Genomic DNA, 25,095 nt, shown 5'->3' with positions numbered 1-25,095 from the left:
TCATAAATCAATCATAGTAAAAGTGAAATTACCAGACCAACTTTATCATATCAATACTATTTTTACAAATGAATAATTAGACACCTGGTGGAAATTAAAAAGAAAATCAATTATTCTCCATAAATTATCAATTATTCCCCTCCCAGGATGGGTTAGGGGTGGGTTCCCTGTTCCCTGTTCCCTTAATCAGAACTAAAAGCAAAATCCAAAACCTGAATAATAAAATCTACATCTGCTTTTGTAATACAAAGAGGTGGTTTAATCCGTAAAATATTACGATATAAACCACCTTTACCAATAATTAATCCTAAATCTTTTGATACTTCGTGAATTTGGGATGTAAGTTCAGAGTCTGGTTCTTTTGTTTCCCGATTTTTAACTAAGTCAATACCAATCATTAATCCACAACCACGAACATCCCCAATACATTCATATTTTTCTTGTAAATTATGAAGACCTTCAAGTAAATAATCTCCCACTAGATAACAATTTTGTTGTAAATTTTCCTTTTCAATTGTCTCTAAAACTGCTTTACCTGCTGCACAAGAAATAGGATTTCCAGCAAATGTATTAAAGTGCATTTTTTGAGTAAATGCTTGAGCAATTTCAGGTGTTGTTACAACCGCAGCAAGAGGTAATCCATTTCCAATACCTTTAGCTAAAGTGACAATATCAGGTTTAACATCCTGAAGTTCAAAACCCCAAAAACTTTTACCAGTTCGACAAAAACCAGTTTGAACTTCATCAATAATTAATAATCCTTTTGCCTGATGAACATAATCAGATACTTTCTTTAAATAACCATCTGGATAAACTATTACTCCCCCCATTCCTTGAATAGATTCAGCAAAAAAAGCAGCAATTTTTCCACAGGTTGCATATTGAATAATATTCTGAATTTCATCAGCATATTTATCAGCAACATTATTTTCATTATTATTCCAAGGACCTCTATAAACATCAGCATTTAAAGCATGATGAATCCCAAAATTATGAGGAGGATAATATTTCCAACTGCTTTGAGATGTTAATCCCATGGTATTACCACCCATACCATGATATCCATTGCGCAGAGTAATTATCTCAAAATTTTCAGTATAAACCCTCGCCATTAGCATTGCTAAATCATTAGCTTCTGAACCAGAATTAACAAAATAAACCATTGATAAATCATCTGGCATTTTATCTACTAACATTTTGCTATATTCAGCAATTGTTGGATGTAGATAAAGTGTGGTTAAATGTTGTAATTTTGCTGATTGTTCTTGTACAGCTTTAACCACATGAGGATGAGAATGACCAACATTAATTGTTGCTATTCCGGCAAAGGCATCTAAATAACGTTTCCCTGTCTCATCAAAAACGTATTGCATTGAGCCTTCTACAATCATAATTGGTTGTTTATAGTAGGTAGCAACAACTGGATTTATGTATTGTTTTCTTAATTCAATTACTTGTTGCTTTGAAAGACCAATATAGGGAGTAGGTTGATAATTATATGGCGGAATAGATGGTATATTTTGTCTAAGTATTTTGTTAGTCATTCTGAAAATATTGTGCTGAAATTTTTAAGTTGTTTTTAAGTAAGTATAGTATTTTCCTGGGTTAATATCTTTTTCTATAAACCCTGCTTTTTCAAGCATCATTTTACAAGTTTGATAACTGAGTAATTTAAGTTTTAGTGTTTGTTGCGTTAATAACTTTTCATTTTGATAAAAAAGATGATCGAGAATAGCATAATGTTCATTTTCAATTAATTCAGTAGTCGCAATTCTTTTATGAACAATACCATTATCCAATTCTACTAAATTATCTCTATAACCATTAGAAGAACTAATTATTAGTATACCTCCTGCTTGAAGATGTTTAGCAACACAATAAAAGCTTTTCTGTATATCTACAAAACTAAAAATATGACTAGCGAGCATTGTTTCTGATTCACAATTAAAAAACGTCCAAGCACCACCACGAGAATAAGCAACATCAAATTTTTTACCAACATCTAATTCAGAAACACTTTGACAATATAAATCAACTTTTTCTCCTAATCTTTTTTGAGCTTCTTCTAATAAAGGTTCACTGGTATCAATTCCAGTTATTTTGTAAGCAGGTTCAATTTGGAGTAAATTTTCTACTATTAAACCAGTGCCTATTCCTATATCTAATAAATATCTAGCTTCCCCTATGATTTGAGCAAGTTCGGTAGCAATTTCAGAATAGTTTCTATCTTTTTGGACAAACTTATCATAAAATTTAGCAAGTCCTTGGTATTGATCGTTCATTTCCTGCAAAAGTATCTAAATAAAGTACTGGGCTAAAAATTGCATATTAATCACCAACTACCGATTTACTGTTCTGTCTCCTGTAACAGCTTCCAACTTTGATGTCGGCAAGGGGTCTCCCATTATACGAATGTTAACGGGAAGGGAATTGAAAAGAACCATGAAAACAACATAGAGTATGGGGTTCAATTCAGAAGTTCTAGTCAAACCGTGAAAAGGTAAAACTCTTGAGGGAACTTTCTGGAGTACAGAATTTAGTACAAAAAGGCGGTGGGTCTCATCGTCTCTGTCTGTTGAGAGTTAAGTGCTTGTACTCCCTTTGTTCGCGTAGCGTTGCGCCAGCAAAACAGAAAGCCCGCGTCCGTGAGGTGGGGAAGCCTACATCATAATCTTTGATTTGATGCAGGAGAACGTCACTAGACTATCTAAATGATCGAGTAGACCTTGGGAAATAGTATAAGAAGCATAAGCAGGACGGTAGTTTGGCATAGCATTACAGCCGTTATACCATATAGAATGATTTGCTTTACAGATGAGTTTAACTGGTTCTGCAAGTTCAGTAACATGAGTAAAATCAGCTCCATGACCACGTTTATGTATGGGGTCAATAAATGCCATGTTTGGTTTTAGCTGATGGAAGCTATTTTCAGGAACAAATGTCCATTTTTGTTGAAGCTTAGAAGGAGTCGTTGCGTTAACTATAATGTCTGCTTGAGCCAAAATGCTATCTATTAAAGGTAGCTTTCGGCCTTCAGAGAACAGTTCATAAGTCTGACCAAAACTATATTCCATCTGTCGGTATTCTACACCTGCCAACTTATTCTCAATGGTAACAGGTTGACGCTGAGAGAAAACTACAACCCTTTCAACACCTTGTGAAAGTAACTCCACAGTAGCACCTTTACCTACATTACCATAACCGAGAACTACTGCTAGTCGTCCTGATTGAGCAATGGCAGGGGAAGAAGGATCGAGCTTTTCTAGCTCTGCAAGTGTTTGAGCTATCCCACATTCGCCAGCAACATAAGCATTCCTATAGAGTATTTTTTGCTGTCTTCCTTCAGCCTGGATATTTAGATTTTCAAGCTCTAAAAGCTTTATATTTGTAATATTTGTCAAATTTTCAGGAGGAGACTGGAGATGATTAAACCAGCCAATTAATGTACTCCCTGGTCGCATATATTCCCATTCATCTTTTGGCTTGAGAGAAACAACTATATCACTCAAGTTAAGTAGGCTAATTTTATCTAAGACCTTACAACCTAATCGAATCAAATGAGTATCTGCTGATTCTAGGAATGTATGAGAGCCAAATTCTCGTTCAAAAATGTATTCCTTAATTAAGGGATGATTTTGTTTTTCTGTTGTTAAATGTTCCCACCATATTGGCGATCGCTTCTCTTTCTGAAATTGAGAGTGACTAATGAATCCCAAAGAATATTGCTTTGTCATAATCAGTCTAAGCTAAGTATTTTGTGAGTCATTATGAAAATATTGTGCTGAAATTTTTAAGTGTTTTTTAGGTAGGTATAATATTTTCCTGGATTAATATCTTTTTCTATAAACCCTGCTTTTTCAAGCATCATTTTACAAGTTTGATAACTGAGTAATTTAAGTTTTACTGTTTCTTGCGCTAATAACTTTTCATTTTGATAAAAAAGATAATTGAGAAGAGCATAACGTTCATTTTCAATTAATTCAGTAGTGGCAATTTTTTTATGAATAATACCATGATCCAATTCTACTAAACTATTTCCATAAGCATTGGAACAACTAATTATTAGTAGACCTCCTGGTTGAAGATGTTTAGCAACACAATTAAAGCTTTTCTGTATATCTTCAGAACTAAAAATATGACTACCGAGCATTATTTCGGATTCAGAATTAAGAAACGTCCAAGCACCACCACGAGAGTAAGCAACATCGAATTTTTTACCAACATCTAATTCAGAAACACTTTGACAATATAAATCAACTTTTCCTCCTAATCTTTGTCGAGCTTCTTCTAATAAAGGTTCACTGGTATCAATTCCAGTTATTTTATATTTAGGTTCAATTTCCAGTAAATTTTCTACTATTAAACCAGTGCCTATTCCTATATCTAATAAATCTCTAGCTTCCCCTATAACTTGAGCAAGTTGAGTAGCAATTTGATCGTAGTTCCTATATTGTGGGACACACTGATCGTAAAATTTAGCAAGTCCTTGATATTGATCGTTCATTTCCTACAAAAGTCTCTAAATAAGGTTTACCTGTTTCATCAAAAACATATTGTCTCGAACCTTCAACAATCACAATGGGTTGTTGATAGTAAGCACTCAGCCGTCAGCTATCAGCCATCAGTTATTGCTTTTAGTTTTAGATAAAAGCTTTACTAAATTGAATTATAATTTATACTACGCCTAAAAGCTGGCTTTAAAGTCTATATTAATAAAACTCTCTGCTTTTATAGCTAATAGCTGAATGCTTACGGTAGAAACAACTGGATTTATTATATATCTATTGTTTTCTTAATTCAATTACTTGTTGCTTTACAGGAATCACTGTACCAATAACTCATAGATCTGCTCCAAAAATGTTTGGCATAACCTTCACTAATCCCTGTACTGCTTTCTCTATACAGCAGAGAAGGAGAATTGTCAACCACATAAAAAGTATGACCTTGATCGTCTTGATAGATAGGATTTCCTATTTTAGTTGCACGAGTACCTTGAATTGCTCTGCCAGTATCTGCTGCTGCATCAATAATCCAACCTGTAGATTTCATAGAATCAAGCATTTCAAAAGTAACAATGGGTGCATCCCCTTGAGCAATTTCCACTGTATTGATAAAAATATCATAATCTTTAAATTCTTGTCGCATTAAATCGACATTACTCCGGCGACGTAATATAGGTTCAATTCCTTTACTCAGCAAATATTTCAAGACGCCATAAGCCACATTTCCTGAGCCAAATACTGCTACTCGATCATTCTGGGTAATTCCACCTCGCAACATAATGGCTTGCATCATTGAAGCATAACCTGCGAATATGTGATTTTCTTTTAAAAAATCTCTTGGAGTATTCAGAGTTTCTGTTTTTCCTTGAGTAATACGGATAGAGATGTCATTCCCAATATCAAATAGTCGCAGATTTTTCGGTTCAGCACAGTATTCTCGAAAATGTCCTCCTGATGCACCAAAGGGATGAATCCAACCAACAAGAGTTTGATTCTCTCTAAAGTATTGATAATCTTGGGGTTGGGGAACTTTAATGCAGTAAATTATATCAGCCCAAGCAAATAGACTTTCGCGAGAATAACCAGCACCTTCTCCATAAGCTGCATCAGGAATATCTAAAGTTTCCCCATAACCTTCTTCAAATCTGCGTTCATCCTCTGGACTACAGTAGGACAAATGTTGCGGTAATAAACCGACTCTTTTTTCGTTAGGGAAACTGGGTTTAATGTAGCCAATTTTCATAGTATTTTTTAGCTATTATAAAAATATTGTGCTTAAATTTTTAAGTAGGTGTAATATTTTTCTTGGTTAATATTTTTTTCTATAAATCCTGCTTTTTATAACATCATCCTACAGGTTTGATGACTGAGTAATTTGAGTTTTAGTGTTTGTTGCGTTAATAATTTTTCATTTTGATAAAAAAGATAATCAAGAATAGCATAACGTTCATTTTCAATTAATTCAGTAGTAGCAATTCTTTTATGAACAATATCATTATCCAATTCTACTAAATTATCTCCATAAGCATTAGAACAACTAATTATTAGTAGACCTCCTGGTTGAAGATGTTTGGCAACACAATTAAAGCTTTTTTGTATATCTTCAGAACTAAAAATGTGACTAGCAAGCATTGTTTCCGATTCATAATTAACAAACGTCCAAGCACCACCACGAGAATAAGCCACATCAAATTTTTTACCAATATCTAATTCAGAAACACTTTGACAATATAAATCAACTTTTTGTCCTAATCTTTTTTGAGCTTCTTCTAATAAAGGTTCACTGGTATCAATTCCAGTTATTTTGTAGGCAGGTTCAATTTGGAGTAAATTTTCTACTATTAAACCAGTACCTATTCCTATATCCAATAAATTTCTAACTTCCCCTATGATTTGAGCAAGTTCGGTAGCAATTTCATAATAGTTTCTATTTTGTTGGACAAACTTATCATAAAATTTAGCAAGTTCTTGGTATTGATCGTTCATTTGTTCAATTTATCCTATGAAAAAAATTATATTTTTTGCTAGTTTACAGCACTTTTTAAGTAAGCATTCAGTGGTCAGCTATCAGCTATCAGCTCTTAGAAGTAATTATTCATTAGACATAGGCGTGGAAATTAAAAATCAAATCAATTATTATCTATAAATTGTCAATTATTTCTCCCTAGTTCCCTGTTCCCTGTTCCCTCTTTTGGAGGAGATGTCTATTACTCACATTGCTGATAGCTGAGTACTAATAGCTGTTTGCGCAGCATGACCTAGGAAATGCTTACCTTTTTAAGATAGTTATTACAGTTTTGTACTAAGTTGCCTAAAGTTCCAAAACTTTATATCTCATCAACTCAAAAACTGCTGTAAATTAATTTAATTCTTTAGTCCATCTATTCAACTTTTCCGGAGTTGGAGTGTGAATATAACCATGTTTTTTAGATAAAAACTTTGCTCCTGCTTCTGTTCCCATTTCTGTAATTCTTCTGGCAAAACCAGCATTTTTAGTTACTTGATGAACTTTATCAATAATAGCATTCAGTACTTCATGGCGGAATCTTGGGTGTAATTCGATAGTAAACATCCATCCTAAATCACAATCTTCTTTTCCTTCTGGTTTATAAGTAGGAATAACAAAAAAAGCTCCCAGAATATTATTATCTAAATCTAGTGCAATAATATGCTTTATACCTTCTTGATAAGGTTCCCTAAGATTTTTTAAAGTATGTTCTGCTGGACGAGTCCTGACAAAGTTATCATTAAACTCTGAATCTGCAAATACTCTATATAAAATTGCATCAATCTCGTCCCAACGATTGAGAATAAATTCATGATCGACGACTTCTATTTTATAATCTCTTTTTGATTTATTTAACTCAACTTTTTTGTTTTCTTTGAGCATAGAATTTGCCTTCTTGTTAATTTTATTCCCGTCAATAATTCCTAGAGATTCTAATGATATAAGATAGTTAGTATGCAAAATTCTATCAAGTCATATTAATTAACCATAATACCATAATATAAGTATCTTCAGGCATTACTTGAGGGACCAAAAAGTGATTCCTCCTTATTGCTCTTGAGCCTACATTCTACAGGTTGATGGTGCTGCTGGAGGATTTTTTTGATCGAGGCAATAATACTGATGTGCTTCTTTAATTAATATTACTTAATCGTTTGGAAAAATTTTCTATCGCCTTTTGTAAGTCCTCTTCTGTGAGAGACTTTAATACACTAAAAGTAAATGGTTGTTGATTAATATATTGTAGATAAGACCCACTTAAATATGGTAAAGATTGAGATTGATTGGTCAGATAAGCTTGAAAAAATGCTAAATTTAGTACCTGCATAAAAGGATAAGCTAAATTAGGATCGGGACCAACTAATTTCATTGGTAGTTCTAGAGAAACTTCCTCTTCTTCTACAGCAATAAACGAAAAATGAGTTGCTGGTTCACTAATAACTAAATATTTTTCTGTAGTAGTTAAACTAATGAATGGATAAATTTGCTCTGGAATTGGTGGGGCAAAAATATCTCTAGTACTAGCAATAATCATCACAGGTATTGCAATTTTACTAATTTTTTGGGGTCCAAATACACCACTACTAATTGGATTTATTACAATAGCTGCTGTGATACGTTCATCTCGTAAATTGTTAGTTATTTCTGCTGGTAAATTACTCGTTTGACACTGTAATAATAGAGATAAATTAAAGATAAATTTAGTATCTTCAGATTGGCACTCTTTTCGTAGTTCTTCTAGGTCTAGGGGAGCACCCGCAAGACTTAAAGCAGTATAACCGCCAAAAGATTGACCTACTATTCCCACTTGTTTAAAATTTAGCTGACCTCGCCAAATTGGATCGGAGTCTATTTTTGCCTCTAATTCATCTAGTAAATATTTAATATCTAGTGGGCGATCAATAAATTCCATTCCATCTACAGGTGTGCTAAAACCTGCAAAGAAATTTTCAAGTTTTTCTGCACTTGAACCAATATGTTCTGGTACTATTACTGCAAAACCATGAGAGACTAAATGTTCGGCAAGATAGGCAAAGCTATTAATGTCTGAACCTAAACCATGGGAAATAACTATCACAGGAATTAATTTATTTCCTGAATTTTTTGGGAGATAAATATTTGCTGGAGAAGAGCGGTCGCGATTAGGATTTCTAAAGGTAATAGATTGTTTTTCCCATTTTATATTTCCTGCTTTTCTTAAATCTGGAAAATTATTAAAATCAACTTTATTCTCACTTAGCAATCGTTCTTGAGCTTGATTTTGTAGCTCTATTACAATTAAGCGTTCTTCTACAAATCTTTCGATTAATTCTTCAGTTAAATTGATACCTTCTTGAAGTTCTATTAATAAATCTCCAGGAAATTTTTTCAACACATTAATAATAGTCAAACCATCTGGTTCTGCAAGAGCTAAATGGATAGCTGTTTGGAGAGCTTCACTCCCATTTTTATTTTCTCCAGTTTTCAGGATTTTACCTAATCTTTTCAGAATTTCTTGTCCTGCTGGTTCTTCCATAAATGCGTTTACAATAGTAGAATTAACATCAAAACGCTCTTGAAAAAGTTCTCTTAGTTCTTGTTTTTGTTTTTTCAGGACTGTCTGTATTTCTTTTGTTTCTTCTGTTGTGAGCAGCTCAGAATAAAAGGTAAATTCTTTGCTAAATTCTCCTTCATTAGCAAACCTTTCGATAGATTCAATTGGTATTTTTAGTTGAAAAGGTGGCAAAGAAACTACGATTGGATCTGTAATATCGAGAGCAGGAATAGAAATTATAAGATTTTCAGCAGCAGAGGCAGAAATGGTGGTAAAAATAGGTGATAATATAGTTAATCCAGCAATCAATATCGAGTGATTTTTCATTTTCAATAAAACTAATTTTTGTTTAATATTGCAGATCTTTATCTGCTGTGATTGAGCTATTTTAGAGCCTATAAAATTGATGATTTTCCCGTAAAATCCTTTTGCTTTTAAGCAATAAAATACCATTAATAACTCCTATTAAACTCAAGTATATAAATTTATTGTGCCACAAAATGCTAATTTCATCTATATGCAGGAATTTGAATAGAGAGATAGATCCACAAGCATTATTTTTTTAAGTTATCCTAATATAATAGGAATAAAAAGTATCATTATTCTACAAACAAAAGAAAAACTTGTAGTTATACCAATTTCATAAAATATTGCTATATTCATAGAATAGTGAGCAGTAGGGACGTTGCATTTCATTAATTGATAATGAATAATGGATAATTACCTCTGGTTAAAACCGTTACGGAATTGAATATTAGGAACTTTTTATATTCAGTTGCTCTCCTAAGTTATTTGCTCTTATTGGCATCAATTTACTGAAATTTTCTGCTGAAATTCAAGAAAATTTCTTCACATAAAATGGCCGAAACCATTGCCTGTTCTTCCACAAATCGACCCGTTCCCGCGTCTGGTGCGTCCCCGTATCCTACCCTCACCAACCAATTTTTTCAGCAAACCCTAATTCATTTTAATAAGGTTAGGACTTACGCAAATATGCTATATATAGCGCTCACAACTATTGGACAATAGTTAATGGACTCTATAAATAGTGCCTTTGCGTAAGTCCTGAAGGTGTATCATAGTCTACTAAATGAAAAGGGTCCATCTGCTACCGTAGAAGATTGGTAAATAATAGTTGAATCAAAATTCTATGCGCTTAGAGCAGTTGCAGGCATTTCTTTGTGTTGCAGAAACGGGTAGCTTTCAACAAGCAGGGCGAATATGTAACGTCACTCAATCAACAGTTAGCCGACAAGTGCAAGCTTTAGAAAATGAAGTTGGTACTCCCCTATTCCACCGTAGCACCCAAGCAAAACTCACTTTAGCAGGAGAATGTTTATGGCCTTACGCTAAGAAAATTTGTCAAGCCTGGGAAACTGCTACCCAAGAAATAGCAGAAATGCTTGCTGGAAAACAACCAGAACTTTGTGTTGCAGCTATTCACTCTGTTTGTGCTGCTTATCTACCCCCAGTTTTGCAAAGATTTTGTCGTCACTATCCAGAAGTAAAATTGCGGGTAACTGCTCTAGGAAGCGATCGCACCTTGAAGGTTCTCAAAGACGGTCTAGTAGATATAGCAATAGTAATGAATAACCGCTTATTTACTGCCAGTCCAGAAATGCTAGTAGATGTTCTCTACACAGAACCGATAGAAATATTAATGGCAGCTAACCATCCCCTGACAAAATACGACCAAATTCCCTGGAGCGAACTTATCCGGTATCCTCAAGTAGTCTTCAAAGATGGCTACGGAATGCAAAGATTAGTTAAAGAGCAATTTGAGCGACTAGGGGCAAAACTCAATGCAGCATTAGAACTAAATACCCTCGATGCTTTCCGAGGAGTAGTACGACAAGGAAACTTAATTGCTTTGTTACCTCATTCAGCTTTAATAGATGTTAAACTCGACCCCACCCTTGCCATAAAAACAATAGGGGTAACTCCGACTACTTCTAAGGTATCATCAATAAAAGATTCGGTTTGGAGTCGTGAGGTGGTGGTAGTAACAACTAGCGACCGGATACAAATTCCTCCAATAGAATATTTCTGGGAGCTAGTAAAAGAATTAATTCCACAGCAAATTAATCAAACAACCACAACAACAAAACAAATAGCTAATTAACCAGAGAGCATTGACTTAATCAAAGAATAACGATATAGTAACTTAAAAAACAGCCCTATTTATTAGACAGACAGCCAATACGCATACATGAAATCCATCAGAACCAAGCTCAAACTTAATAACAAACAGAAAACGCTCTTGGCTCAACACGCAGGTTATAGCAGATGGTGTTATAACTGGGGGTTAAGTTTGTGGAATCAAGCTTATATTGATGGGTACAAGCCTAATGCTAGTAAACTAAGAGAAGTTTTTACCAACCACACAAAGCCTCTTTATCCCTGGATGAAAAACTTGTCGTCTAGAGTTTATCAGTATTCTTTTAGGCATTTGGATGCAGCATTTAAACGCTTCTTTAAGGGTATAGGTAAACATCCTAGATTTAAGAAGAAAGGTAAACATGATGCCTTTCCTACGGAATGCTACGCAAACACAATTGATAATTGTGGAAAACCAATAGAATTAAACGGATGGAGTCACAAATTACCTTTTATTGGTATTGTCAAAACTTATGAACCTATAGAGGCAACAACTAAAAAAATTACTATTAGTAGACAGGCAGGTGAGTGGTATCTTAGTTTAGGTTTTGAGTTTCATCCAAACACAAAACCAAAAAAAACTGATGTTATAGGTGTAGATTTAGGGGTAAAAACCTTAGCAACTCTAAGCAATGGCAAGGTCTTTTCTAGTATTAGACCTTACCATAAAGCGCAAAAGAAACTAGCTAAGTTACAACGACAACTTAGTAGAAAAGTTAAACACTAAAACAACTGGTACAAAGCTGTAATTAGAAGCCAGACAGCATGGACGAGTAGCTAACATCCGCAAAGATGCACTCAACAAACTAACAACATACTTAGCCAAGAACCACGGCACTGTAGTCATTGAGGATTTAAATGTGAGTGGAATGTTAGCCAACCATAAGCTAGCTAAGTCAATAGCCGACCAAGGATTTTATGAATTTAGAAGACAGCTAGAATACAAGTGTCAATGGTACGGCTGTGAATTAGTAGTAGTAGACAGATTTTTTCCATCATCAAAAACTTGCTCTAATTGTGGTCATGTACAGGATATGCCTTTGAATGTCAGAACTTATGACTGCCCAGAATGTGGTATATCAATAGACCGAGACTGGAATGCCTCAATTAATTTAAGAGATGCGGTCGGGCAAGACCCGTGAATGCTTGTGGATGAGTAACCGCCGACGGCCTCAGTTGTTCGCGCAGCGTTGCGTCAGCAAAGCAGGAAGTAAACATTAAAATGTGGCTATATAACGTTTTATATCAGTTTTATGGAGCAGATAAATTAGATGAGCGATCGCTTTCGAGAATTACTCAAAACTATTGGCAGTGGCCCCCATACAGGGAAAAATTTAACCCGCCAAGAGGCAGCAGTAGCAATGCGGATGATGTTGTTGAAAGAAGCAAAACCAGTCCAGATCGGTGCTTTTTTTATTGCTCAACGCATTAAACGGCCTACTGGAGATGAGTTGGCAGGAATGTTAGATAGTTATTACGAATTGGGGCCAAAATTGCAAAGTCAACCATCGATGGGTGTAGTGACAGTATTAGGTTGTCCTTATGATGGGCGATCGCGCACTGCACCTGTTACCCCACTCACAGCTTTAATTTTAGCAACAGCAGGGGTGTTTGTTGTGATGCACGGTGGAGCGCGGATGCCGACAAAAGAAGGAGTACCTTTTATTGATATTTGGCAAGGGTTAGGGGTTGAATGGGAAAAACTATCCCTGCCACAGGTGCAACAAGTATTTGAGCAGACTGGTTTAGGCTTTGTTTATTTACCAACACATTTTTCTCAGGCAGATGCTTTAGTAGAATATCGTCGAGATATTGGTAAACGACCGCCTCTAGCAACAATGGAATTAATTTGGGCCCCCTTTGCAGGAGAAGTTCATCTGGCTGCCGGATATGTTCATCCTCCTACAGAAGGTATGTTTCGAGGAGCATTGGAATTACAAGGTGTGAAAAATTATACAACAGTCAAGGGATTAGAAGGAAGTTGTGACTTGCCTCGCGACCGGACAGCTATTATTGGGGTATCGATGCCATCTGACAACTCTGCCACTTTTGAACGTCTCTTGTTGCATCCGAGTGACTATGGTTGTGGAGGAAAGGAGGTGTCATTAGGCTCAACTACGGAGTTAGTACAGCAAATGCAAGAAGTTTTGCAGGGTAAGGTGAGTCAGTTAATGTCAGCAGCTATTTGGAATGGAGGTTTTTATTTATGGCGTTGTGGAGTTTGCTCTGATATTAAGGAAGGCTTATCTAAGGCGGAAAGTTTATTAAGTAGTGGTGAAGTAGGGGAGAAGTTGAGAGAAATTCAAGCTAAAGTTTAGGTGTGAGGAGTCAGGAGTCAGGAGTCAGGAGTTAGGTGTGAGGAGTCAGGAGGAAAGCATAGGAATTAACAAAGTCAAAAGTCAGAAGCGAGTGTGTAATTCTGAGGTCTCCTACGGGGCACCTACTGTGCGGAAGTAATTCCGCACACAGCCCCTCCAGAATGTAAGACACACTTCATTTCAGTCAGAAGTTAACCCACCCGCGGGCCCAACCCACCCCCGTCCCGACCGTGGAGGGGAAGTAGGGAATTTGAGCTTCGCTCCAAAAATATTTCGCCACTTCCCGGTGGGGTTGCGCGACCCTTATGATTTTGATCAAGGAGAATAGTATTGATAATTTCAGTATCTCTTTGGTACTGTCGGTACCCAAAGTCCTTAAATTCTATTATAACTGACCAAAAAATAAGCTCAATATCCTCCCCTTGGCTGCGCCGCGAGCTACCGCTCTAGAAGGGGATGAAAAAGCGGTCGAGGGATGGCGAGGTTTCCTCGCCATATCCAATCGACTAAGAGAAAATAAAGTTCAATATTTCAAGTCTCTGACTTTAACTAGAGGTACTGATAACTGATAACTGAAATGACCCGTCCGCAATTCGTAGCTCCCCCGGAGGGGAAAAATGATATAAAACAGTTAAGCTTAATATTATGAAATCATTTTTAATTGTTATATTTTATAGTATAGCTACAATTCTATCTTTTACATCAAATTTCAATGCAATAGCAGTTATATATCCACCACCAAAATATTCATCGGAATTTACAGATACTAATACTATTTATCTTGCTAATAACTGGTATAAATATACAGCTAAAGATGATACTTATACAGTTTTTTTCCCTGGTCAACCAGAAGAAGAAAACTTATCTGTTGATACTTCTTTGGGAAAACTTAATGCCTTATTAGTTTTCTATCAATATCCAGAAAAACAACGATTTTTTTCTGTCTCTAGCATCAAATATCCAGTTGATTCTAGTGAATATAATGTTGAAAAAGGATTAGACGGAGCGCGAGATGGAGCAGCAACTAATTCTAACTCGATAATAATTAGTGAAAAAAAGATTAGTTATCAAGAATTTCCAGGTAGAGAAATTATTTTACAGTCAAAAGTAAAGCCTAATTTGAGATTACTTTTAAGAATATTTATCGACCCTAGCGGACCAACATTATATAGTTTACAAGTAGTTGCTGAAGATGGAAATTTAGACTTTCCAGAGGCTAAAGCTTTTTTAGATTCTTTTATACCAAATTAATATAAAGTTGCATAGAACAATATTTTAATCAGGTGTTGCCTGTACATTAAAGAAAGACTTGTTAATAAATTTCATAATTATGTGCCACAGCGCTACCCAATACCTAACACCTAACAACTAAATTCTATACAGCCTCACATAAAATTGGTATTAGTATTATTAATACCAATTATTACCTCTGAAAATTAAGTGTTAAATATGGAGTGCAATTAGACCTGGCCTGGCTTTGGGTTTCCCAAAGGTCGATGATTCTGAAAAAAGAGGTTTTAAGGCTGTTCAATAGATGTGGGTGAGAGAAAAGCCAGGCTGGGTTGGGGCAGGCCAACTTGAAATTTGAAAAACAGAAGAAGTATTAAAAATTTATTTGTAATAATCATCAGGAATTACACAGTACCGCTATATATGGTGTATGATTTGGTTATTTATTCAGGTATTCCGACTAAAATTAGTTTCGTTCCGTAAGTCCTGAACAATGAAACTCGGTCCTAATTAGGGTTTGCGCTCAAAAGTCTGATGGTGATGATCGGCAACAGGGAACAGCTCCGAAAGGCAACAGTTTAGACTATCTGCTACGGCAAAATTTTCGGCATTGTCAGGGGCAAAATATTAGCATTTTGAGACTACAAGAGCCAAAAACCTTGCACTTTTTCATAATCAAAAACCCTGGAAGCCTTTACAGGTATTGATTACAATTTTATTCGGCTAGCCCTAATTATTATTTATTCAATGTTATAATTTATTCTGGCTACAAACATACTTAAATTGCTCACGGTAATTCGGCTAATATTTTGAAAAAAAATGTTTAATTCCACGCTAAATAACAGTTTAACAAAAGACTTAATTATTTTTTGTTTGAACTCAAAGAAAGGAAAAAAAAGATATCATGTTACACGACTATATATGTATAAAAGATTAGAAAACTTATTGACTAATGAAGATGACAAGACTAAAAAAATTTTGGCCGTATCTAACAGTGCTAATTTGGCAAGAATTTTAGGGTTAAAACAAGCGGAAGTTTATAACAGTAGTTATCCAGACTGTAATCTAACCAATCTAAATTATGAAGATAATTTTTTTGATTTTTGCGTTTCAGACCAAGTTTTAGAGCATGTTGCTGAAAATCCTTACAAGGCTTTTGAAGAAAGTATTCGAGTTGTTAAACAAGGAGGATATATATGTCATACAACTTGCTTTATCAACCCAATACATGGTGGAAAAAATTTCGATGATTACTGGAGATTTACTCCTAAAGCTTTGGCGTTAATGAGTGAATCCCACAATCTTAAAATAGTTGAAGTTAATGGTTGGGGTAATCAAGAAGTATGGTCTTATATTCAAATGGGTTTTAGAGGTCATAAAATTCCCGAAGATCCAGATAATCCAATATATCAATTAGCAATGAAAAATGAGCACTCTTGGTATATAGTTACTTGGATTTTGGCACAAGTTCAATAATCATTAAACAGAAGTCGATCTAGCTCAAGATTTGACCGATATGGGAATACCAAAAGAGGATATTATTATCAGTTTAAATGTAAGCATTTCCTGCGGAATGCTGCGCAAACAGCCATTAGCTAGCCTCTTATGGTCGGAACTGCGGACTTCAGCTATTTATGATAGTAGGAGGTCAAAGCAATTGAAAAATTGAGAGAGAATTGAAATTTACTGCCAAGGTGTACTCCTTTAACCTGAGAAGGAATTATTAATTAGGGCTTGCTGATTAATTCTCGCGCTATATTGATCGGATATGCTTAAAAATAGCTGCTCCAGTTCATTTTAGATAGTTATCTTTGTCGTTTTTCCATTTTTTTCAATATTTACTCCTTCTTCCTTCTTCCCTCTTCCTTCTTTCGTACGGACGCCCTTATGCAACGTCCCTACCATTTGTAACAAACATTTATCACGCTTGGTATTACTATTCGTAACATTCTTTTTTCACGCTTGGTATTACACGGGTTATGTAATAGCTGAGTAGATAATTAAACCAATATTTTCGATCAAACCTTATTTGATTTGGCAATACTCCACTACTCAGGAATATCCCACACTTTTTTAGCTAATTGAGTCAATATTTCTTGTCGAGTTTCAATGGCGTGGGAATCCCATTTAATAAAGGTTTTTAAATCTTTTACTGCTAAGTCAATAGTTGTGTTATTACCAACAGAAATTTTTTCAGCAATAGTTCTAGTTAATAGAAATCTTGACTTAGTATAACCTAATTTTTTTTCCGTAAAACTCACATTAGTAATAGCAGATTTAATCGAACTTTCTAACAAAGTCAGATTGCCTAAAAGTTTACTATAACTTTCTATTTCACGAGGTTTATCGAAAGATGAAATTATTTTTTTAGTAGGATATTCTGGTAAAATTTGTTCTACATCTAATTTCAAAAGATAATTGCTTAAATCATCAATTCCTCCCCCATCACCCCAAGCAGTTTCATCTATGTATTGTGTTAATTTTGCTAAAATATATTTAATTTGATAAGGCTGAAATGATGACTTATTAAGTTTATGAAATGCTTTCTCAAATTTATCTGCCACTAACAGTTTACTAGAAATAATTTGGCTAGTAATAAATTGATTAAATTCTTCTGTTGATGTGATTTGACGTAATTCACTAGCCCACTTAAGAATCATGCCATCGAAAGCTTTTTGATTGCGATCGCTAGTCAACATTGCCACAAATAATAAATTTTCTACCTGCCGACATAATTCAATAAAACAATATTGAGGCAATTGATAAGCAGCTAAAAGTAAGATTAAATGTTGTCTAACATTAACACTGAGACAACGAATATTTGCCAAATAACGATTTACTGTTTCATCAATATTATTACCTGACAAAAATGCTACATAAGCTTCTGTCGAGGCTAGTAAATCATTCACAAATAGAATAGGTTCAGTATGATATCCACATCTAGATTCATTTTTGAGAAACCAATCATAGACTTCTTTTTCTGCAATATAATTTCCATCTTCTGCATATCTTGCCAAAATAAAATAACGCAAAAAACGCATCGGTCTTTCCTGAGAATGATAGAGTAAATCTATCATTTTTTTCCATTTTACTTTGATTTTTTCATAGTCTGTTTGTTTGGCTTTAGCAAAAATCAAATTTTTGAGTAAATCCATATCATCTAGGGGTAAACCACGATGATTTAAAGTTGAATAGATTTTCAAAGCATGAGCAACACTAGCAGTTTTTACACGAATTAATTTAACATTTTTGAGAAAATAGACATAAAATTTTTTGAGATGAGAAATAGCAACTTCATCTAATTCAAATTTAAGAGAAAGAAACTTTCTAATTTCAGCATAAGCATTTTGAATATGTTTAACAGAACGAGTAGGAGATATTTGGTCTAAATCTGTTTGCATAGCAATATTTTCTAATATTCCCCTACTTTCTTCATATTGCAGTTCTACCCTATGCTTAAACTGGTCATTACCCCAATCATCTGTATATAGAGAAGCAATCTTATTTTTTAATGCTTCAATACGTTCATTTGAATTAATAGTTAATAGATAATCTCGAATTGCACAGAGAACTAAATAAGCAGTAGTCATCCGTTGCTGCCCATCAATTACTTCATACAAATTATCCCCACGACTACAAACAATTATACTGCCAATAAAATACTCAGAATAAGAGTTTTGATTTTGCTCAGAAAATTCTTCATATATATCTTGAATAAATTCATTTACTTCTTTTTCCTCCCAAACATATTCACGCTGATAATCAGGAATGACATAAAACTCATCAAATAACTTTTCTAGAGTCATGTCTTGAGATTCGATAGTTGCCATATAATTACCTCAATAGTTTTAATCAGGAAGAAAGAAGTAATATAGCATTTTCTAAGCATAAGGAAGAAGGAAGAGGGAAGAAGGAACAAGGAAGAAAAAATGGATGGGAATAGTCTTCAACACACCACTCCGTGTCTACAAACCCCAACCAATTGTCAACACCGTGTAGACAGTGGGGTATTAAACTCAAAATAACAAAGATAATAACAGCAGAGCATAGAATAGACCCTACTGTTATAGAACCCCTGATCGTATCTTTTCTGGAAATACAAAAGTTTCAGGAAAGCCGTTTTAAGGAGTCTAAAAACTATAAGGGTTCAGGAAACCGAAAAATTGTGAAAAATGACTGCCAGAATCATAAAACCCAGATGGGTATTGGACTTGTAATTTGTTAAATAGATCCCAAATGGCTTCTATAGTAGTGGAAGCAAAGGTTAGGACAGGTCAAAAGCTTAAAACTAAGACAAAGCCAGATTCTTCCTTCTTCCTTCTTCCTTATTATAATTAACTGAAGTAGGTAGACCCTTGTGGGTCTAACCCTCGACAGTAAAAAAGGACTAACTTTCCAAATATCCAGCTCCCGATCGATTTCACAAAAATTTTCTTTTTATTAATTTTTCGTGAAGATTAAATTTCCAAAATTCTTCCCTCCCCAAAATATTGAGGAAAGTGCGAGCTAGCATATCAGAGCAACAAATTTTATCGAAACATACTACTAACTGAAGTATCCTCGTGAATGCGCCAAATAGTCTCACCCAATAAATTTGCCACTGAAAGAACAGTCAACTGAGGAAAACTATGTTCCTCCAAGAATGGAATAGTATTAGTAACAATTACCTCTTCAAATACCCCACTAGAAAGACGCTCAACCGCTGGTGGTGAAAATACTGCATGAGTAGCACAAGCATAAACTTGTCGCGCCCCTTTTTCGCGCAAAAGTCGTCCCCCTTCAGAAATGGTACCACCCGTATCAATCATGTCATCTACCAAAACAGCAGTTTTTCCCTTAACATCACCAATGACATTTAATACCTCTGCCACATTGTGAGCTTGGCGACGCTTATCAATAATTGCTAATGGGGCATCATTTAACTTTTTCGCAAAAGCTCTAGCTCTCGCCACCCCACCCACATCCGGAGAAACAACAACAATATCAGATAAATTCTTACTTACTAAGTAATCTAAAATTACCGGTAAACCATAAACATGATCGAACGGAATATCAAAATAACCCTGAATCTGGGCAGAATGCAAATCCATTGCTAGAATACGATTAGCACCAGCCTCAGTCATCAAATTGGCCACTAATTTTGCAGTAATTGATTCTCGACCAGCAGTTTTACGGTCTGCCCTAGCATAACCATAGTAAGGAATAACTGCAGTCACTTGTCTGGCAGAAGCACGACGACAAGCATCTACCATAATTAACATTTCCATCAAGTTGTCATTAACTGGACGACAACTAGGCTGAATTAGATAAACATCACAGCCTCGAATTGATTCCTGAATTTGAACATATAATTCTCCATCTGCAAAACGTTTACGCACCATTGGGCCTAAATCTAAACCCAGATATCTAGCTACTTCCGTAGCCAAAGGAACGTTAGCAGATCCAGAGAAAAGCCTCAATCTATTATGATCGTTAGTAGTGGCAGGCACAGGAGCCTGAATTGGTAAAGTAGCACGGATCACAGCAAGCCCTCGCAGCACCTTTATTCATTGCAATCTTATCATCTCAAACTAAAAATATTCTTCCGTATTTTTATTGATAGAAAGATCGTTTTTTTTAGTAATATACCAAGAATATTTGCTAGGTTAAGTCAGATGAATGTTGAATATTTACTAAGAAAATTACAGAGGTCTTTAAAAAACGTAAAATCTCTTAAGTAAATTCAATTTTTCTGATAAATACTAACTTCTTAAGTCAAAAGTCACAGTTCCAAAGTCAAAAGCAATATATGTTTGACTAAAAAGCTTAACAGAGTATTAATATAGCTTGTAAAATGACTTTAGAGTGAATTGGTATCCGGAGTGAGATTATGAGTTTAAAGGACAGAATTACAGAAGATATTAAAGTGGCGATGAAGGCCAAAGATAAGGTTCGTCTGGAAACAGTTCGTAGCATTAAAAAAGTAATTCTAGAAGAAGAAGCCAATGCTAGGGCAGCAGGAAAGGATTCTCTTACAGAAGCTCAAGAAATGGATATATTAACAAGATTGGCTAAACAACGCCGGGATTCCATAGAGCAATATACTAAAGCAGGTCGTCAGGAACTAGCAGATGGAGAGGCCGCAGAGTTGGCCATTCTTGAAGAATATCTGCCAAAACAATTATCTGATGAGGATATTGCTCAGGTTGTTGATGAAATTATTGCTCAGGTAGGGGCAAATTCTCCGAAAGATATGGGTAAGGTGATGGGTCCGGCCATGCAAAAGTTGAAGGGTAAAGCTGATGGAAAGAAAGTACAGGAGGCAGTTAAGGCTAGGCTTAATTCATAGTTAAAAATTAAGCTCACCTCAATACTATAGTTAAGGTCATAAATCTTGCCATTTTTAATGGCCTTAACAACATGGGAAGGGAATATGATTTGATGCAGTATCTTCATTCTTTTCCTCAAATTAAACTCTATTATCAACAGCTAAAATACTAATTAAATGGATTACTAATTTCCCACAAGTATTAGCACTTTTAATCTATTAATAATAGAGTAATTTGTAGATGTAGGCATCTACAGATAATTCATAAATCAAGTGTTTTGGAGAACAGGAGTGTCAACTACTATTGGATAAGATCAAGTAAGAGTAATTTTTTCTATGTTTGAAAAGGAGAAAGTGGGTGGGGATAGTCAACAACCTACCACTTCGTGTTTGATAACTCTAACCAATTGTAAACACCGCTTATGAGGTGTGGGATATTAAACCCAAAAGAAAAAGATAATAGAGATAATTGATCGGGAGAAATAAATCATAAATATCTGAAAAAATTACTCTGGTTTTCTCTCGAAATCGATCGCTAAATTTATTTATTCATACAAAAAATATTAAACTAAAACACATTTCAATTATACCAATTACTAAAAGTCATACTATACTTAGGCGATACTTCAATTATTAAATAATTAATACAGGCAGAAAAATATTTTTGATAATTATTAGTCAGTTCGTGTTAATTATTCTTATGTTTATTATTCCCCTATTCCCCCACTCTCCCACTCAAGAAAATGTAGAAAAGTTTTTGAGAAATGATGTGATCTATTGCCTGTTCCCTATTAAATTAAATTTATTATTATGCAACCACCAATTCCTGTAGGAACTATTTTACAAAACCGCTATCGCTTGATTAATATTCTCGGTCAAGGTGGTTTTGGACGTACCTATCTAGCTGAAGATACAGGTCGCTTTAACGAGCGTTGCGCTCTCAAAGAATTTATTCCTCTACAGACAAATACCTATGCAGTAACTAAATCTCAAGAACTATTTTCTCGCGAAGCAGCTATTCTCTATCAAATTCAACATCCCCAAATTCCCAAATTTCGAGCCACTTTTGAAGAAAATCAACGTTTATTCCTTTTACAAGATTATATCGATGGCAAAACCTATCGCAACATATTGCAAGAGCGTCAAATAACAAATAGTTTGTTCTCAGAAGCAGAAGTGCTAACCTTTTTACAACAAATTTTACCCATCTTAGCTCATATTCACAGTTTTAATATAATTCACCGAGACATATCCCCCGACAATATCATTAGGCGAGAAAGCGATCAAATGCCAGTATTAATAGACTTCGGAGTAGTTAAAGAACTCGTAACAAAAATTCAATCTTCCCACTTAGCAGCACCCTTGACAAATGTAGGAAAATTTGGCTACGCTCCCTGGGAACAAATTCAACTGGGAACAGCAACAGCAAATAGCGATCTATATGCTTTGGCAGTTACAGTAGTTGTACTATTGACGGGAAAAGAACCCCAACAATTAATCGATCAAAGTACATTAACTTGGAATTGGCAACGGTGGGTAGCAGTTAGTCCAGGGTTAGCTGAAATTATCAATAGAATGTTAAGTCATCAACCAGGCGATCGCTATCAGTCTGTTACTGAAGTAGAGCAAGCTTTGGAAAGATTACCCCATATCAAATCTCAGCAACTACCTACTATCAACCAAGAACAAAATAATCCTTCCCCTTCCCAGCAACCAACAATAGGAGCAACTCCAAATCAAAACCTTAACCCCAATAACAACGATAGCTTTTTTAATAATCACCAGTGGGTTGCAACTGCATTAGTAGCAGTATTAGTTGTTTTATCTGGCGTAGCATCTTGGAGTGCAGTTAATTTTTTCCTCAAGCGCAGACAACAAGAACCTGAACTTCAGCAACCAACGAAAATGAATCCGATACCAGTACCGACCCTCCCCCCTCCTCCATCATCACCAATACCCACTTCATCCCCATCTCCAACAACTACATCAATACCATCACCTAATTTGCCATCACCATTACCTGTTGTTCCTGTACCATCTGCAACACCAGAAATAACAATTACACCATTACCTACTTCTACTCCTATTCCGGAGACTCCTGCTCCTGTAATAATTCCATCCCCATCAATTACTTCACAAGAACGTTTGAATATATCCCCAGGAGAACCTATATCTATTGAAGGTCGCCTGAAGGAGAATGAAAGTATTGACTATATAATTTCTGGGAGTCTTGGGCAAAATTTGAATTTATTAGTAACAGGAGAAGGAGTATTAATGAGTTTAGCAGGAGTAGATGGTGAACCAGTAGATGGAATTTCTGAGAAAGTATCTATCTGGAAAGGAACTCTATCCAATGATGGCGACTACAAAATAACTCTCACCCCCTTACCTGGTTTACCTGGTACTGACTACAAGCTAGATATTAATTTAGTTAACCCCATACCTAAAGTTATTCCTAGTTCAGAACCGGAAGCAACTGAGTCACCCGCACCCACACAAGAACCGGAAGCAACTGAGTCACCTTCTGGTCTACAGCTCAATAAACCTTCCAAGAAGCAGATAAAAAAATCATTCCCCATTTCAACCCCACTGGAGGAACTTGATAAACCTTCTAAAAAGCCTAAAAAGCAAATTGTGATTCCAGAAACAGAGGCAACAGCTTCACCAACTCCAGCAGAAGAAACTTCATCTGATTCTCAAATTTTAGTTGAGTAATTGTCATTTAAAGTTTTTGTTTGTAGTTAGGCTTTAGCCCATAAAATATCTATAATGGCGGGCTAAAGCATAATATCAAATTATATCATGTCCGTTGGTATCGTTTGTGTAAAGTCAAGGGTGAATACAGCACTTTGCAACTCTATGAAGTACACCCATAGCGGGCAAGATGCCCGCACTACAAGATTTTCACCATTTACCTTGTACATCATTTGACTGAAATATAGCAATGTGCGCTGGCATATTTACAAATTACAAGAACTTTCCAATAGCTAAAAGTCTTATACTATCGGTCTTTTATTCCTCCTGTTGCCTGTTGCCTGTTGCCTGTTGCCTGTTGCCTGTTGCCTGCGCACAGCGCTATATGCTGTATCTACAGGAAATTTAGGTTTTTTTGCTCAATAGCCTTCCCCCCTCTTCCCTCTTCCTTCTTCCCTCTTCCTTCTTCAAAATGATTTATTGATTTTCATCCAAATTATCAAGATTGAAAATAAAAGGAGGTTTTTGAGATTTTTCATTTCCCATAATTAAAACTTTAGGCATTTGAGAACCACCTGCTTTCCAAGCTTCGATCGCTTCTTTTTGTAAAACCAACTCACCACCTTGTGCTTTTAGTGTTTCAGCTAATAGTTTTTGAGCCTCTGCTTTACCCTTTGCACGGTTAATATATGCCTGAGCTTCTTGTTCTGCTTCTTCAGCAATATATACTGCTCGTTGTGCTTTTTGTTCAGCAATTTGCTTCTCTTCAACTGCTTTAGCAAATTCAGGAGAAAATGTTAAATCAATTACGCTAGTATCTAACACAATAATGCCATATTTATCTAAACGAGAACCTAAAGCATTATCAAAATCTGCTTTCAATTCTTCCCTTTGAGTAATAGCTTCTTCAACAGTTCTTCTAGCTGCAGCAATTTTAAAAGATTCTTGAGTTTGTGGTGCAATTACTTTAGCAACTAAATTTTGTAGAGTTCCTTGTTCTCTTCTGATTTTTACTACTAACATAGGGTCTAAGCGGAAGTTAATTGCAAAACTTGCTGATAATTGTTGTAAATCTTTTGTAGAACTTTGGGCTGGAACTTCAAACTTTTGTACAGTCACATCATAGATATCAACTTGAGAAACCAAGGGAGGTTTAAAGTGAATACCTTCTAAGAGAGCACCATCTCTAGCTTTACCTAAAATACTAATAACACCAGCTTGACCAGGATTAATAATGACAAAGGAATTGAAGCCAATTAGCAATATTAATGATGACACGGTTGCTAATATTACTGTTTGTAAACTTTGTTGTTGATTTTTCAATTTTTTTCTCCGATGTTTGAGAC

General features: G+C 35.2%; 17 protein-coding genes and 1 pseudogene. 7 read left to right on the top strand and 11 right to left on the bottom strand.

What is annotated here, in order from left to right; genetic code table 11:
* Positions 1 to 182 precede the first annotated feature (182 nt).
* The 8 genes from F6K15_RS12400 to F6K15_RS12365 form a co-directional block, all read right to left on the bottom strand.
* Positions 183 to 1,544: an aspartate aminotransferase family protein gene (locus tag F6K15_RS12400; protein ID WP_293061161.1), complete on the bottom strand. Its 1,362-nt coding sequence runs from the start codon at positions 1,542 to 1,544 to the stop codon at positions 183 to 185.
* 24 nt (positions 1,545 to 1,568) lie between these two features.
* Positions 1,569 to 2,282, bottom strand: a complete 714-nt coding sequence (locus F6K15_RS12395; RefSeq protein WP_293061160.1) for a class I SAM-dependent methyltransferase — start codon at positions 2,280 to 2,282, stop codon at positions 1,569 to 1,571.
* A gap of 378 nt (positions 2,283 to 2,660) precedes the next feature.
* Positions 2,661 to 3,734, bottom strand: a complete 1,074-nt coding sequence (locus F6K15_RS12390) for a hypothetical protein (RefSeq protein ID WP_293061159.1) — start codon at positions 3,732 to 3,734, stop codon at positions 2,661 to 2,663.
* A gap of 56 nt (positions 3,735 to 3,790) precedes the next feature.
* The gene (locus F6K15_RS12385; RefSeq protein ID WP_293061157.1) at positions 3,791 to 4,504 is read right to left on the bottom strand and encodes a class I SAM-dependent methyltransferase; all 714 of its coding nucleotides are present in this window, start codon (positions 4,502 to 4,504) and stop codon (positions 3,791 to 3,793) included.
* Between the two features lie 293 nt (positions 4,505 to 4,797).
* A complete protein-coding gene (locus F6K15_RS12380) occupies positions 4,798 to 5,745 on the bottom strand; it encodes a hypothetical protein (protein WP_293061155.1) in 948 nt (315 codons plus the stop codon).
* Between the two features lie 95 nt (positions 5,746 to 5,840).
* Positions 5,841 to 6,488, bottom strand: coding sequence for a class I SAM-dependent methyltransferase (locus F6K15_RS12375; protein ID WP_293061153.1), 648 nt, complete (start codon positions 6,486 to 6,488; stop codon positions 5,841 to 5,843).
* A 373-nt stretch (positions 6,489 to 6,861) separates the two neighbouring features.
* The gene (locus F6K15_RS12370; RefSeq protein ID WP_293061152.1) at positions 6,862 to 7,470 is read right to left on the bottom strand and encodes a hypothetical protein; all 609 of its coding nucleotides are present in this window, start codon (positions 7,468 to 7,470) and stop codon (positions 6,862 to 6,864) included.
* 172 nt (positions 7,471 to 7,642) lie between these two features.
* Positions 7,643 to 9,370, bottom strand: a complete 1,728-nt coding sequence (locus F6K15_RS12365) for an alpha/beta hydrolase (protein ID WP_293061150.1) — start codon at positions 9,368 to 9,370, stop codon at positions 7,643 to 7,645.
* Positions 9,371 to 10,193: 823 nt separating this feature from the next.
* Here F6K15_RS12365 and F6K15_RS12360 point away from each other — a divergent pair.
* The 5 genes and pseudogenes from F6K15_RS12360 (at position 10,194) to F6K15_RS12335 (ending at position 16,224) form a co-directional block, all read left to right on the top strand.
* Entirely contained in the window at positions 10,194 to 11,165 is a 972-nt protein-coding gene (locus tag F6K15_RS12360) for a LysR family transcriptional regulator (protein WP_293061182.1), read from the top strand.
* 87 nt (positions 11,166 to 11,252) lie between these two features.
* Positions 11,253 to 12,342, top strand: a pseudogene (locus F6K15_RS39065) (RNA-guided endonuclease InsQ/TnpB family protein).
* Positions 12,343 to 12,471: 129 nt separating this feature from the next.
* Positions 12,472 to 13,518, top strand: coding sequence for an anthranilate phosphoribosyltransferase family protein (locus tag F6K15_RS12345; protein ID WP_293061147.1), 1,047 nt, complete (start codon positions 12,472 to 12,474; stop codon positions 13,516 to 13,518).
* 645 nt (positions 13,519 to 14,163) lie between these two features.
* On the top strand, positions 14,164 to 14,769 hold the full coding sequence (locus tag F6K15_RS12340) for a hypothetical protein (RefSeq protein WP_293061145.1): 606 nt from the start codon (positions 14,164 to 14,166) through the stop codon (positions 14,767 to 14,769).
* 798 nt (positions 14,770 to 15,567) lie between these two features.
* Positions 15,568 to 16,224: a methyltransferase domain-containing protein gene (locus F6K15_RS12335; RefSeq protein WP_287324845.1), complete on the top strand. Its 657-nt coding sequence runs from the start codon at positions 15,568 to 15,570 to the stop codon at positions 16,222 to 16,224.
* A gap of 572 nt (positions 16,225 to 16,796) precedes the next feature.
* Here the strand turns inward: F6K15_RS12335 and F6K15_RS12330 are convergent.
* Both F6K15_RS12330 and F6K15_RS12325 read right to left on the bottom strand, forming a co-directional pair.
* Complete coding sequence (locus tag F6K15_RS12330; RefSeq protein WP_293061141.1) at positions 16,797 to 18,578, bottom strand: DUF262 domain-containing HNH endonuclease family protein; 1,782 nt, start codon at positions 18,576 to 18,578, stop codon at positions 16,797 to 16,799.
* A 699-nt stretch (positions 18,579 to 19,277) separates the two neighbouring features.
* Positions 19,278 to 20,270, bottom strand: a complete 993-nt coding sequence (locus tag F6K15_RS12325; RefSeq protein WP_293061178.1) for a ribose-phosphate pyrophosphokinase — start codon at positions 20,268 to 20,270, stop codon at positions 19,278 to 19,280.
* Positions 20,271 to 20,617: 347 nt separating this feature from the next.
* On the opposite strand from F6K15_RS12325, the gene F6K15_RS12320 reads away from it, so the two are divergent.
* Both F6K15_RS12320 and F6K15_RS12315 read left to right on the top strand, forming a co-directional pair.
* Positions 20,618 to 21,076: a GatB/YqeY domain-containing protein gene (locus tag F6K15_RS12320; RefSeq protein WP_293061139.1), complete on the top strand. Its 459-nt coding sequence runs from the start codon at positions 20,618 to 20,620 to the stop codon at positions 21,074 to 21,076.
* A 789-nt stretch (positions 21,077 to 21,865) separates the two neighbouring features.
* The gene (locus F6K15_RS12315; RefSeq protein WP_293061137.1) at positions 21,866 to 23,770 is read left to right on the top strand and encodes a serine/threonine-protein kinase; all 1,905 of its coding nucleotides are present in this window, start codon (positions 21,866 to 21,868) and stop codon (positions 23,768 to 23,770) included.
* Positions 23,771 to 24,226: 456 nt separating this feature from the next.
* On the opposite strand, the gene F6K15_RS12310 is transcribed toward F6K15_RS12315, so the two are convergent.
* Positions 24,227 to 25,072, bottom strand: a complete 846-nt coding sequence (locus F6K15_RS12310; protein ID WP_293061135.1) for a prohibitin family protein — start codon at positions 25,070 to 25,072, stop codon at positions 24,227 to 24,229.
* Positions 25,073 to 25,095 lie beyond the last annotated feature (23 nt).

It is taken from the genome of Okeania sp. SIO2B3 (genome assembly GCF_010672525.1).
In the GTDB taxonomy this organism is placed as follows: Bacteria; Cyanobacteriota; Cyanobacteriia; order Cyanobacteriales; family Microcoleaceae; genus Okeania.
The sequence above is the reverse complement of the archived record's forward strand: the minus strand, read 5'-3'. Positions and strand labels throughout refer to the sequence as shown.